This window comes from Haemophilus sp. SZY H53 (assembly GCF_054332375.1).
The window spans coordinates 15,524-27,597 of sequence record NZ_JBTGNV010000008.1; the positions used below are offsets into that span (position 1 = coordinate 15,524).

Consider the following 12,074-nt stretch of genomic DNA (forward strand, 5'->3'; position numbering starts at 1 on the left):
GTATTGTATCGGAAATTCAACGTAAAGTCATTATTGGGGTATTTTTGTGGAAAACAAGCATGAGCGTTATCAAAAAGCCATGAATATTATTGATGTGCTAGAAGGATCACAATTTGCCAAAATCATGCAGAAAGGGTTAATGTTGAATGAACTAAACCAAAACATCAGTCGCCTTTTTCCTCAAGAATTTAAAGGACTTTTTCGGTTAGGCTCCATCACAAATGGGAAACTCTTTATCGAAGTCAAAAGTGCGGTCGTTCGCCAAGGGATTTTATTTCGCCAAAACGAATTACTCACTGTAATTCAACCGACTTATCCCGAAGTAAAAGACTTTGAGATTAAAATCAATCCAGAATTAACCTGCTAAACTAACCTTTAAAAATAGCGATTAATTCTTTTACCTTAACTCGTTTCTCTGAAGATTGACTGATTGAGCGCTGTACTTTAACGCGTTTAAATTTTGCCCCTTTGTAAATCTCACGTGTGAATTTTGTATCGTGGTTAGAAATCACGACAGAAATTTGCTTTTCTTTTTGGGCTTTCTTTGCACATTCCGCTAAATTCTTTTGATGCTCAAGCCCAAAAGCATTCCCCGCATAGCCAGTAAAATTAGTATCTTGCGGAAGCGGTGCATAAGGCGGATCACAATAGATCACGCTGTGTTTATCCGCTAATTCAAATGTCTGTTGAAAATCAGCACATAAAAAGACCGCACTTTGTGCCTTATGAGCAAAATAGCGTAATTCATCTTCAGGGAAATAATGGGTTTTATAAGCGCCAAAGGGCACATTAAACTCATTTTTACTGTTATAACGGCACAAGCCATTAAACCCAAAGCGGTTCAAATAAAGGAATAACACCGAACGCACGAAAGGATCGGTGGATTGATTAAAGGCGTCTCGCTGTGCGTAATAATACTCGGCTGTATTCGCATTTTCAGCGAAGAAAATTGGCTTACAAGCCTCAATATAGGCATCCACATTGTCTTTGACGATATTAAACAAGTTAATCAAATCGGGATTAATATCCGCCAAAATATAACGTTCAAAATGAGAATTTAAAAAAACAGCACCCGCGCCCACAAAAGGTTCGATTAAACACTGTTTTCTTTTTGGAAAGACTCGGTTGAGATCGTCCGTTAAACGAAATTTACCGCCCGCCCATTTCAAAAACGGGCGGTGTTTAATTCGAGGTTTCGTTTTGTTATTTTTCGGACGCAACATGAGAGCAACGACAGTTAGTCATGTTGTGTGCAACGCTCAATGGCGTTTAGCACAAGAGATTTGTCAGTATCAGTCGCCACATAGGCTTGACCAAGGGCTTTTAGCAATACAAGACGCAACTTACCTGCGAGCACTTTTTTATCACGCATCATGTGCGGTAAATAATCATCTGGTTGCATAGTATCAGGCGAAACGGTCGGCAAATTAGCACGTGCTAAAAGCTTTTCTAAACGAGCAACATCTTCAAAAGAAAGATCGCCTAATTGTTCAGATAACACCGCAGCCATCATAGCTCCTACTGCAACAGCTTCACCATGTAACCAGTTTCCGTAGCCTAAATGTGTTTCGATCGCATGCCCAAAAGTATGCCCGAGATTTAGTAATGCACGATCGCCTTTTTCGGTTTCATCACGCGCAACAACATCCGCTTTAATTTGGCAACAACGTGCAATGCAATATTGAAGTGACTGTTGATTTAACGTAACTAATTCATCAATATGTGCTTCAAGCCATTCAAAAAAGGCATAATCTAAAATCACCCCATATTTAATAACTTCCGCAAGTCCCGCATTCACTTCACGTTTTGGCAAGGTATTGAGTGTAAGGGTGTCAATGATCACCGTAGAAGGTTGATAAAACGCCCCAATCATATTTTTGCCCAACTCATGATTAACGGCTGTTTTGCCACCAACAGAAGAATCTACTTGGGCTAATAATGTGGTAGGAATTTGAATAAAACGCACGCCACGTTGATAACTTGCTGCAGCAAAACCAGCTACATCACCAATCACACCACCACCTAATGCAATGATGGTGGTATCTCGCCCATGATTATGCTTTAAAAGTGCGGTAAAAATGAGATTTAAAGAATCGAGCGTTTTATATTTTTCGCCATCAGGCAATAATACCGATTCAATCTGACAGCCGATTTTTTCTAAGGTTTGTGTAACGGTTTCAAGATAATATTGTGCGACGGTTGGATTAGTCGCGATCATCACTTTATCCCCTTTCTTCAGCGGATAACAGGTTTCATCTTTTAATAAACCTTCGCCAATATAAATGGGATAACGACGTTCTTTTAATTCAACATTTACGCACAACATTTTTAATCCTTAGAGTGAACCGTTTAAGCCGTTTAGATTATCAATTAAATCAACGATTTGATTAACCATTACTTTGGCATTTTGCTCATCTGTTGGTAAAGTAATATCCGCAATTTCTTCGTATAACGGATTACGCACTTTAGCTAAATCTTCAAGCACTTGGCGCGGGTCATCAGCCCCTTGTAATAATGGGCGCTTTTTATCACGTTGTGTACGTTGATATTGCTTATCTACCGTGGTTTCTAAATAAATGACAATACCACGAGCAGAAAGATAATTACGACTCTCTTTTGACATCACTGCGCCACCACCAGTAGAAAGCACGACGCCCTGTAATTGAGTCAATTCATTGATAATACGTTCTTCACGCTTACGAAAGCCTTCTTCACCTTCTAAATCAAAAATCCAGCTAATGTCTGCTCCCGCACGTTCCTCAATTACGGCATCTGAATCGACAAAATCCATATTCAATTGTTGCGCAAGCTGACGGCCAATGGTGCTTTTACCCGCACCCATGGGACCTACTAAAAAAATATTACGTTTTTCAGCCATTGTTATTCTTCTAACTTAAATAATGTTCAAATTAATCTTTCCTAATAAAAACTGGCCACCTGAAAAAATGGCAGCCGAAAGATCACCCAAAAAATAATGAAGATTATCGCAATAAATCCCCCTATGTTTCAACCTTTAGCGGGAATTTATTTTAAGAAGCGCAAAAGTGCGGTCAGTTTTTTAGGGATTTTAATGAATGATAAAGTCAAATAGAGCATCGAGATAAAACATCCTAAAATTCAACCGCACTTTAGAAACAAAAAAGGCTATTCAAACGAATAGCCTTTTCTTTTATCAGCAGTTAATTATAGATAACCAAACAAGCTTGTGAAAATGTAACCAAAGATACATGAAGTGATTACACCGATTAAGCCCGGTAAAATAAAGCTGTGGTTAATTACAAACTTACCGATGTGGGTTGTACCTGAACGGTCGAATTGGATTGCCGCAAGGTCGCTTGGGTAAGTTGGTAAAATGTAGTAACCGTAACAAGCTGAAGCAAAGGCTAAGATAACAGCTGGGTCAACTCCGATACCTAGAGCAAGTGGAACGAATGCAACTAATGCTGCCGCTTGTGAGTTGACGAATTTAGAAATTAATAACAACATCACGGCGTAAGTCCAAGGATGTGCTTTTACCACATCACCAAGTGCTGCTTTCATCATTGGCGTGTGAACAGTAAACATCGTTTCCGCCATCCAAGAAATCCCGAATACAGCGACTAACGCAATCATACCTGAACGGAAAATTTCATTTTTACTGATTTTGCCTGCATCAGTTTTGGTAAAGATAACAATTAATGCACCCGCTAATAACATGAAGATTTGAATAACGTGAACCATACTTAAATTGACTTTTTTCTTCGCGCTATCTTTCAATACAATTGCAGCGTTATCAATCGTTTCTGTTTTATCTCCCGCTGTAATTACAACACCGTTATCTTGAGCGGTAATTGTTTGAGCAACTTCACCTTTATCGTTATAAATCGCAACGTTGTTATAGGCTGTTTTTGCTTTTGCTTTGCTGTCTTTAACATCAAGTACTAATGTACCGTCTTTTGCTAAAGCAACGATTTTACCGTCTTTAACATTAAAGGTTTTCACTGCTTTATCAGCAGAAACGATTTCAACCACTTGAGCAGGTGCTGATTTTTCAAAGGCTGGACGTAAATCTTTAAAGTAACCTAATAGGGCAACCACTAAAATCGCACCAAAGAAGATCCACATCGCATTCCAGCTAGATTGTGGTAATTTTTTGTCCAACAATGATGTGCTATCACCATAAACATATTTTTTGAATTCGGGATCTTTTAATTTCTCTTGGAATTCTGGGTCTTTATCTAAATCTTTACCACGGAACCAGCTGAAAATACCGATAGCTAACACACCACAAAGGGTTGAAGGCACGGTAATTTTTAATAAATCTAAATAGCCATCAAAACCTGCTAATGGGGTTTTAGCATTCACTAAGAATGTGGTTAAAGTCACGACTGCCACCGAAACTGGTGACGCGATGATACCCAATTGAGAGGCAATTGAACTTGCCGCCATTGGACGTTCAGGACGAATGTCATTTTTGATCGCGATATCATAGATGATTGGTAACATGGTATAAACCACGTGTCCTGTACCACATAAAATAGTTAAGAAACAAGTGACAAATGGTGCCAAAATACTGACATATTTCGGATTACGACGAAGCATTTTCTCCGCAATTTGTAACATGACATCTAAACCACCACTGGCTTGCAATGTTGCCGATGTGACCACAACTGCAAGGATGGTCAACATTACATCGATAGCTGGCTTACCTGGTTCAATACCAAAGCCGAAAACAAGAACAATTAAGCCTACTCCACCGAGCATACCCAGTGCGATACCACCTTTTTTTGCCCCATAAAATAAACAGATAAGAACAATAGCAAGCTGAATCGCAAACTGGCTACCTTCATCTAGGTTCATTAGAAAATCCATAAGATACTCCGGAATCATTTTATGGTTAATTAGAAAAAAATTTTGATCGAATACTAGCATCAAAATTAACTCATAATAAGTACTTTTAAGGTAAATTTTGTTTTAAATCAAAAAATAGGGGAGCCAAACAATAAAAGCAAATCTGAGAAAGATTAAATAAAGGAAAGTGCGGTCGGAAATTTAAAAGATTGAGATGTATCTTGTTTTATTTGAAGATAAGTAATTTAGAAAGGAATTTAAAGAAAAAAATTAGGCGACCTAAAAGATCGCCCAACTTAAAAATTACTGATTGTTTTGAACGTAGTCAATCGCAGATTGAACAGTTGTGATTTTTTCAGCTTCTTCATCAGGAATTTCGATATCGAATTCTTCTTCTAAAGCCATTACTAATTCAACTGTATCTAAAGAGTCCGCACCTAAATCTTCAACGAAAGAAGCTTCTGGTTTTACGTCTTCTTCTTTAACACCTAATTGTTCAACGATGATTTTTTTCACGCGTTCTTCAATACTCATTTGTTTTTCCTATTGTTGTTTTAACTCATTTAAGAGCGGTTAGTGTATGCATTTTTGATAAAGTTGCAACTATTTCTTAGGTGGTCGCACCACAAAAAACAGGCAATGTAAAAACACATACAGAGAAAAAGTTACATTGCAGTTGGGATTTTATCATTAACAAAACGGCTTTGCTATATTTTATAGACAAAATCCCAGATATATATCCCCTAAAGGGCTAGCTCATATATAAGCCGCCATTCACATGCAATGTCGTACCTGTAATATAAGCCGCATCGTCAGAAGCTAAAAATGCCACTGCTTTTGCGATATCTTTTGGCTCACCTAAACGGCCAGCAGGAACATTACCAAGAATACCCGCTTTTTGTTCTTCAGTAAGCACTTCTGTCATATCCGTTGCGATGAAGCCTGGAGCCACAACGTTTACAGTAATGCCACGTGATGCCACTTCTTTCGCTAAACCTTTAGAGAAACCAATTAAGCCGGCTTTTGCGGCACAGTAGTTAGATTGACCCGGATTACCCATTGAGCCCACAACCGAGCCAATAGTAATGATACGACCGAAACGTTTTTTCATCATGGAACGTAACATCGCTTTAGAAAGATGGAATACAGAAGTTAAGTTGGTTTGCATAATATCAAACCATTCTTCATCTTTCATACGCATTAATAAGTTATCACGTGTGATACCTGCGTTATTCACGAGAATATCAATATCACCAAATTGTTCTTTAATTTGTTCTAATACGGCATCAATACTTTCTTTGTCTGCCACATTTAATACGAAACCTTTACCTTTATCGCCAAGGTAAGCTGAAATTGTATCAGCACCTTTTTCAGAGGTTGCGGTACCAATTACAAATGCACCTTTTGATGCTAATTCTTCTGCAATTGCGCGGCCAATTCCGCGTGTTGCACCTGTCACTAATGCGATTTTATTTTGCATTTTTAATCCCCCTTTTATGCTAATAATGCTTCAACAGCATCTAATGATGCCACATCGTTTACTGATGTTGCTTGTAATTCTGCCACGATACGTTTTGTTAAACCGTTTAAGACTTTACCTGGGCCGATTTCAACTAAAACTTCTACGCCATCTTGCGCCATTTTCTCAACGGTTTCAGTCCAACGAACTGGGCTATATAACTGACGAATAAGTGCGGTACGAATTTCAGCACTTTCTGTTTCCGCTTTAACATCCACGTTGTTTAATACTGGTGTTGCGGGCGCATTAAGCATAATGCCTTCAAGTGTTACGGCTAATTGTTCTGCTGCCGGTTTCATTAATGCGCAATGTGAAGGAACACTTACCGCTAATGGTAAAGCACGTTTTGCGCCCGCTTCTTTACATAATGCAGCCGCACGTTCTACCGCTTCTTTCGCTCCCGCAATGACTACTTGCCCTGGTGAGTTAAAGTTTACTGCAGATACTACTTCACCTTGCTCGGCTTGTTTACATGCATTGATAATCGCTTCATTGTCTAAACCAATAATCGCATACATTGCACCAGTACCTTCAGGTACCGCTTGCTGCATTAATTTACCGCGTAATTCGACTAATTTAATCGCATCTTTAAAATCAATGACACCTGCACAAACTAATGCTGAATATTCACCTAAACTGTGACCAGCCATCACGCTTGGTTGTAATTGAGGGTATTTTTCTTGCCATACACGGAAGATCGCAACGGATGCCGCTAATAATGCCGGCTGAGTTTGCCAAGTTTTATTTAGTTCTTCTGCTGGACCTTGTTGAACTAAGTTCCATAAATCATAGTCAAGCGCTTCAGATGCTTGTTTAAAAGTCTCAGTGACTACCGGATATTCGTTAGCAAGATCAGCTAACATGCCAACAGCTTGAGAACCTTGTCCTGGAAAAACCATTGCGAATTTTTTCATGTTTTCTTCCTATTTCTTCATCGTTTAAATGTTGAAAGTGCGGTCAAATTTAACCGCACTTTTAAAATTCTGTTGGGATTCTAACAAATTAATTAGAATCGCACCAATGCTGAACCCCAAGTCCAACCACCGCCAAAAGCTTCGAGTAAAAGCAATTGACCGCGTTGAATTCGGCCATCACGCACCGCTTCATCTAAAGCCGTTGGCACAGTCGCCGCACTGGTATTGGCTGTACGATCAAGTGTGACCACGACTTGCGACATATCCATCTCTAATTTTTTCGCTGTCGCCGTGATAATACGTAAATTCGCTTGATGTGGCACAAGCCAGTCGATATCTGTTTTTTGGAGATTATTAGCAGAAAGGGTTTCTTCCACGACATTAGAAAGCTCACGCACCGCTAATTTAAAGGTTTCATTACCTTGCATTTCAATATAGCCAGATTTCTCCACGCCACGTTCAGCTTGTGGAAGTAGTAATGCCGCATTGTTATCTGGCGACGCATGTAAATGCGTTGAAATAATGCCTTCTTGCTCTGATGCTTCTAAAATCACCGCACCGGCACCATCGCCAAATAACACAACAGTGCTACGATCGGTTTCATCTAATTTACGCGAGTTAAGATCTGCACCAATCACAAGGGCTTTTTTCACGCTACCTGAACGAATAAATTTATCCGCTACGCCTAAAGCATAAACAAAACCGGTACAAGCCGCCGCTAAATCAAAAGAAATCGCGTCTTCGATGCCTAATAAACCTTGAACTTGGCAAGCTGAACTTGGATAAGCGTGAGAACCACTGGTTGTTGCAACGATGATCAACTCAATTTCTTGAGGATCAAGATTGGCCATTTCAAGTGCTTTTTTGGCTGCTTCATATCCCATTGTTGCAACGGTTTCATCTGCTGCAGCAATACGACGTTCACGAATGCCTGAACGTGTCACGATCCATTCATCTGAAGTATCAACCATTTTTTCCAAATCCGCATTGGTACGAATATGGCTCGGCAAATAGCTACCGGTGGATAAAATTCTACTATTCATAATATCAAAACTTATTAATTAATAACGTTGTAAACCCGCCAAGATTTTTTGTGGAATTTGCAAACGAGCTTGTAAAGCTGCATCCGCAATTGCACGAGCAAATGCATCCACATTTGCGCTGCCATGGCTTTTCACCACAACAGCCGTTAATCCGAGTAAAGATGCCCCATTATATTCATCAGGGTTAATGCGTTTCAAGCGATGATAAGCATCCTTAAAGAAAAAACGCAGAATAAATTTGGCAAATGATTTAAAAATAGGCTGTTTTTCTTTTCCTTTCAGAAGAGATAACAGATTCTTAGCTGCCCCTTCAAGGGTTTTTAATGCAATATTTCCCGAAAACCCATCACTCACGATCACATCAGCCACGCCATTTAATAAAAAGTTACCTTCAATAAAGCCGGTATAATTAAGTGCGGTTGATTTTTCTAATAAATTCGCGGCTTCACGAATGGATTGATGTCCTTTAATTTCTTCCACACCAATATTGAGTAAGGCAATGCGTGGATAAACTAAGTTCAATCGGTTTTCGGCAAAGATCGAGCCCATGACGGCAAATTCATAAAGATTTTGAGCAGAACATTCTACGTTTGCGCCTAAATCTAACATCACGGTTTTATCACCCGTCATCGACGGCAATAAGGATACCAACGCTGGGCGTTGAATCCCCTCTAAAGGCTGTAAAAGTACCTTTGACAATCCCATCAATGCGCCCGTATTCCCTGCGCTGACACAACCTTGCGCCTCACCTTTCTGAACCATTTCAATAGCCAAACGCATCGACGTGCCTTTGCTATGACGCAATGCATGAGAAATACCTTGATTGTTATCAATCGTCTTAGTGCAATGATGAATTTGAATACGTTCTAAAAGAGAAGAAGGTGCATTTTCCAGTAAGGGGGAAATTTGTTGGCTATCGCCAAACAGCACTAAAGAGAGCATTGGATCTGCTTCCAATGCTGAAAGAGATGCGGGGATAGTAATACGGGGACCAATGTCCCCGCCCATCACATCTAACGCTAAGGTTAGACGGTTCAAGTGAATACCTTATAAGTAAAATTACTTATTGATCACTTTGCGACCACGGTAGTAACCGTCAGCAGTTACGTGGTGGCGTAAGTGAGTTTCACCGCTTGCTTTATCCACTGATACTGCAGCAGTAGTTAATGCATCGTGTGAACGACGCATATCACGACGTGAACGAGATTTTTTGTTTTGTTGAACAGCCATTGGCTATACTCCTAAATTTAATTTACTTTTGCTTTAAATTAGCTAATACAGCGAACGGGTTCGGTTTTTTTGCCAATTCTTCAGGCAATTCGCCAAAAACCTGTTCGTGCGCGGACACTTCACAGTGTTCAGATGAATGCATTGGAACAAGCGGTAGAGCTAAAATAAGTTCGTCTTCCACTGCACCAAGTAAATCTATTTCACCAAACTCATTAAATTCGATTGGCTCATAAATTTCCGGCAAGTCATCAGCCTGATCCCAATTAGCCACTGGACTATACATAAAATGACACTCCAATGTTTGTTTGAATGGTTCACCACAACGTTGACAGTCTAATTCGACATCAACTTGTACTTGCCCTTTCATCACCACTAATTTTTGTGGATCAATATAAAACGATAATGTTACCTGTGCATCGCTGAGCACTTTCCCCGTAGATTCAGCTAAACGCACTAACTGACTAGCGGTATAATAACCATCATAATCAATTCTTTGTTGAGCGTCTTTAACCGGATCAACGGTTAGGGGTAGTTTTACCTTTTGCATAGGGTGCGAATATTACCTGTTGTCAATAAAATAGTCAAAGGAAATTCGCACTAATTATGAGAAAAGTTCAATCTCTATCTAAACTCTCTCAAGATTTACACCTTTGCAAAGTGCGGTCATTTTTTCCTGTGTTTTACTCGGCATGCTCACTCAAGAAGCCACCACTTTGGTGTTTCCAAAGTCGAGCATAAAGGCCATTTTGTTCGAGCAACTCTGCGTGAGTCCCTTGCTCGACAATTTGTCCTTTATCTAACACAATTAAACGATCCATTGCCGCAATAGTGGATAAACGGTGAGCGATGGCAATAACTGTTTTATTTTCCATCATCTTGTCGAGACTTTCTTGAATCGCCACTTCCACTTCGGAGTCTAGTGCACTGGTCGCTTCATCCAACAGTAAAATTGGTGCATCTTTTAACATGACACGCGCAATCGCAATTCGTTGGCGTTGTCCACCCGACAGTTTCACCCCGCGTTCACCAACATGGGCATCATAGCCTTTTCTACCTTGCGCATCGCTGAGATAAGGGATGAAATCTGCCGCTTCCGCACGTTTAGCCGCATTGATCATTTCTTCATCTGTCGCGGTTGGGCGACCATAAATGATGTTATCGCGAACAGAGCGGTGTAAAAGCGAGGTATCTTGTGTTACAAGACCAATCTGACGACGAAGGCTTTCTTGGCTTACATCTAAAATATTTTGACCATCAATGGTAATTGAACCTTCTTGCGCTTCGTAGAAACGTAGAAGTAAATTCACAATGGTTGATTTACCTGCACCAGAACGACCAATTAAGCCCACTTTTTCACCCGGTTTGATGGTGAGATTAAAATGGTTAAGCAACGGTTTATTTGGATCATAGGCAAACGAAACATTGTTAAATTTGATATCACCTTGTTTTACTTCTAATGGAACACAATTTGGCTTATCAACAATAGTATGCGGTTTGGTTAGCGTTGCCATACCATCATTCACTGTCCCGATATTTTCAAATAAACGCGCTGATTCCCACATAATCCAACGAGAAAGACCATTTACACGTAATGCCATCGCAGTTGCTGTAGCCACTGCTCCCACACCGACTTGGCCGTTTTGCCACAACACCACGCCTAAAATCGCGGTGCTTAACGTTAAGAAAATATTGGTTGCGTAAGTTAAGGTATCTAATGAACTCGCCAAACGCATCTGTGCATGCACGGTGACCATAAATTCTTCCATGGAACGTTTTGCATAATTCGCTTCTCTCGCATCATGTGAAAATAGTTTCACCGTTGCAATATTTGAGTAAGCATCCGTAATACGTCCTGTCATTAAAGAGCGCGCATCAGCTTGTCGTTGTGCGGTTTTGGCTAAACGAGGAATAAGCAGACGTAAAATAGTCACAAATGCCACAATCCATAAGAAAAACGGCACTAAAAACCAGGTATCTAAAGCCGCAAGCACTAAGCCAGAAGTAATAAAATATACGGCAACATACACTAACATATCTGCTATGGTCATCACCGTATCACGTACCGCAAGGGCAGTTTGCATCACTTTTGCCGATACACGACCTGCAAATTCATCTTGGTAGAAACTTAAGCTTTGTCCCAGCATCAAACGGTGGAAATTCCAACGCAAACGCATTGGAAACACCCCTTGCAGCGTTTGTAAGCGCACATTCACGCCAACAAATGACCATACAATACTGAAAATAAGTAAGGCAGCCATGCCAGCAAGCAAGTGCCCTTTTTCTTGCCAAAGTGTAGTTGGTGAATAAGCACCCAGCCAATCCACCAATAATCCCATAAATTGGAAAAGTAAGGCTTCCATCACACCGGTACCGACCGTCAATACCGCAAGTAAAAAGATCCAGCCTTTCATGCCGTCAATGCTTGACCAAATAAAACGGAACAAGCCTTTTTCAGGCGTCGTTGGATTACTTTCCGGATAAGGATTTAAACGGTTTTCAAACCATGAAAATATTTTATTAAACATAACAATACCTTAA

13 protein-coding genes are annotated in these 12,074 nt (G+C 40.1%); 1 reads left to right on the forward strand and 12 read right to left on the reverse strand.

What is annotated here, in order from left to right:
• Nucleotides 1-46 precede the first annotated feature (46 nt).
• Nucleotides 47-367: a DciA family protein gene (locus ACXVWB_RS08185; protein WP_289902227.1), complete on the forward strand. Its 321-nt coding sequence runs from the start codon at nucleotides 47-49 to the stop codon at nucleotides 365-367.
• Between the two features lies 1 nt (nucleotide 368).
• Here ACXVWB_RS08185 and ACXVWB_RS08190 read toward each other — a convergent pair whose 3' ends face one another.
• The 12 genes from ACXVWB_RS08190 to ACXVWB_RS08245 all read right to left on the reverse strand — a co-directional run bounded on the left by ACXVWB_RS08190 (nucleotide 369) and on the right by ACXVWB_RS08245 (nucleotide 12,061).
• Nucleotides 369-1,223, reverse strand: a complete 855-nt coding sequence (locus ACXVWB_RS08190) for a Dam family site-specific DNA-(adenine-N6)-methyltransferase (RefSeq protein ID WP_285266665.1) — start codon at nucleotides 1,221-1,223, stop codon at nucleotides 369-371.
• Nucleotides 1,224-1,237: 14 nt separating this feature from the next.
• A complete protein-coding gene (aroB, locus tag ACXVWB_RS08195) occupies nucleotides 1,238-2,326 on the reverse strand; it encodes a 3-dehydroquinate synthase (protein WP_289902226.1) in 1,089 nt (362 codons plus the stop codon).
• Between the two features lie 9 nt (nucleotides 2,327-2,335).
• On the reverse strand, nucleotides 2,336-2,878 hold the full coding sequence (gene aroK, locus ACXVWB_RS08200) for a shikimate kinase AroK (protein WP_005698062.1): 543 nt from the start codon (nucleotides 2,876-2,878) through the stop codon (nucleotides 2,336-2,338).
• 305 nt (nucleotides 2,879-3,183) lie between these two features.
• Nucleotides 3,184-4,851, reverse strand: coding sequence for an anaerobic C4-dicarboxylate transporter (locus tag ACXVWB_RS08205; protein WP_289902225.1), 1,668 nt, complete (start codon nucleotides 4,849-4,851; stop codon nucleotides 3,184-3,186).
• Nucleotides 4,852-5,133: 282 nt separating this feature from the next.
• On the reverse strand, nucleotides 5,134-5,364 hold the full coding sequence (gene acpP, locus ACXVWB_RS08210; protein WP_005544465.1) for an acyl carrier protein: 231 nt from the start codon (nucleotides 5,362-5,364) through the stop codon (nucleotides 5,134-5,136).
• Between the two features lie 217 nt (nucleotides 5,365-5,581).
• Nucleotides 5,582-6,310 carry a 3-oxoacyl-ACP reductase FabG gene (gene fabG / locus ACXVWB_RS08215; protein ID WP_289902224.1) on the reverse strand — a complete coding sequence of 243 codons (729 nt, stop codon included), beginning with the start codon at nucleotides 6,308-6,310 and terminating at the stop codon, nucleotides 5,582-5,584.
• 14 nt (nucleotides 6,311-6,324) lie between these two features.
• Nucleotides 6,325-7,263: an ACP S-malonyltransferase gene (fabD, locus tag ACXVWB_RS08220; RefSeq protein WP_289902223.1), complete on the reverse strand. Its 939-nt coding sequence runs from the start codon at nucleotides 7,261-7,263 to the stop codon at nucleotides 6,325-6,327.
• A gap of 92 nt (nucleotides 7,264-7,355) precedes the next feature.
• Nucleotides 7,356-8,306 (reverse strand): beta-ketoacyl-ACP synthase III, encoded by a 951-nt coding sequence (locus tag ACXVWB_RS08225; RefSeq protein WP_177992184.1) that lies wholly within the window; start codon nucleotides 8,304-8,306, stop codon nucleotides 7,356-7,358.
• Between the two features lie 18 nt (nucleotides 8,307-8,324).
• Nucleotides 8,325-9,344 carry a phosphate acyltransferase PlsX gene (plsX, locus tag ACXVWB_RS08230; protein WP_054420303.1) on the reverse strand — a complete coding sequence of 340 codons (1,020 nt, stop codon included), beginning with the start codon at nucleotides 9,342-9,344 and terminating at the stop codon, nucleotides 8,325-8,327.
• A 21-nt stretch (nucleotides 9,345-9,365) separates the two neighbouring features.
• Nucleotides 9,366-9,536, reverse strand: a complete 171-nt coding sequence (rpmF, locus tag ACXVWB_RS08235) for a 50S ribosomal protein L32 (RefSeq protein WP_005544470.1) — start codon at nucleotides 9,534-9,536, stop codon at nucleotides 9,366-9,368.
• A gap of 22 nt (nucleotides 9,537-9,558) precedes the next feature.
• Nucleotides 9,559-10,083 carry a 23S rRNA accumulation protein YceD gene (yceD, locus tag ACXVWB_RS08240; protein WP_049357999.1) on the reverse strand — a complete coding sequence of 175 codons (525 nt, stop codon included), beginning with the start codon at nucleotides 10,081-10,083 and terminating at the stop codon, nucleotides 9,559-9,561.
• 133 nt (nucleotides 10,084-10,216) lie between these two features.
• Nucleotides 10,217-12,061 carry an ABC transporter ATP-binding protein gene (locus ACXVWB_RS08245; protein WP_289902222.1) on the reverse strand — a complete coding sequence of 615 codons (1,845 nt, stop codon included), beginning with the start codon at nucleotides 12,059-12,061 and terminating at the stop codon, nucleotides 10,217-10,219.
• Between the last annotated feature and the right edge of the window lie 13 nt (nucleotides 12,062-12,074).

Bases quoted from the DNA above. Each gene is read 5' to 3' on its own strand.
- ACXVWB_RS08190 (WP_285266665.1), bottom strand. From the start codon at position 1,223: ATGTTGCGTCCGAAAAATAACAAAACGAAACCTCGAATTAAACACCGC.
- aroB (WP_289902226.1), bottom strand. From the start codon at position 2,326: ATGTTGTGCGTAAATGTTGAATTAAAAGAACGTCGTTATCCCATTTAT.
- aroK (WP_005698062.1), bottom strand. From the start codon at position 2,878: ATGGCTGAAAAACGTAATATTTTTTTAGTAGGTCCCATGGGTGCGGGT.
- ACXVWB_RS08205 (WP_289902225.1), bottom strand. From the start codon at position 4,851: ATGGATTTTCTAATGAACCTAGATGAAGGTAGCCAGTTTGCGATTCAG.
- acpP (WP_005544465.1), bottom strand. From the start codon at position 5,364: ATGAGTATTGAAGAACGCGTGAAAAAAATCATCGTTGAACAATTAGGT.
- fabG (WP_289902224.1), bottom strand. From the start codon at position 6,310: ATGCAAAATAAAATCGCATTAGTGACAGGTGCAACACGCGGAATTGGC.
- fabD (WP_289902223.1), bottom strand. From the start codon at position 7,263: ATGAAAAAATTCGCAATGGTTTTTCCAGGACAAGGTTCTCAAGCTGTT.
- ACXVWB_RS08225 (WP_177992184.1), bottom strand. From the start codon at position 8,306: ATGAATAGTAGAATTTTATCCACCGGTAGCTATTTGCCGAGCCATATT.
- rpmF (WP_005544470.1), bottom strand. From the start codon at position 9,536: ATGGCTGTTCAACAAAACAAAAAATCTCGTTCACGTCGTGATATGCGT.
- yceD (WP_049357999.1), bottom strand. From the start codon at position 10,083: ATGCAAAAGGTAAAACTACCCCTAACCGTTGATCCGGTTAAAGACGCT.
- ACXVWB_RS08245 (WP_289902222.1), bottom strand. From the start codon at position 12,061: ATGTTTAATAAAATATTTTCATGGTTTGAAAACCGTTTAAATCCTTAT.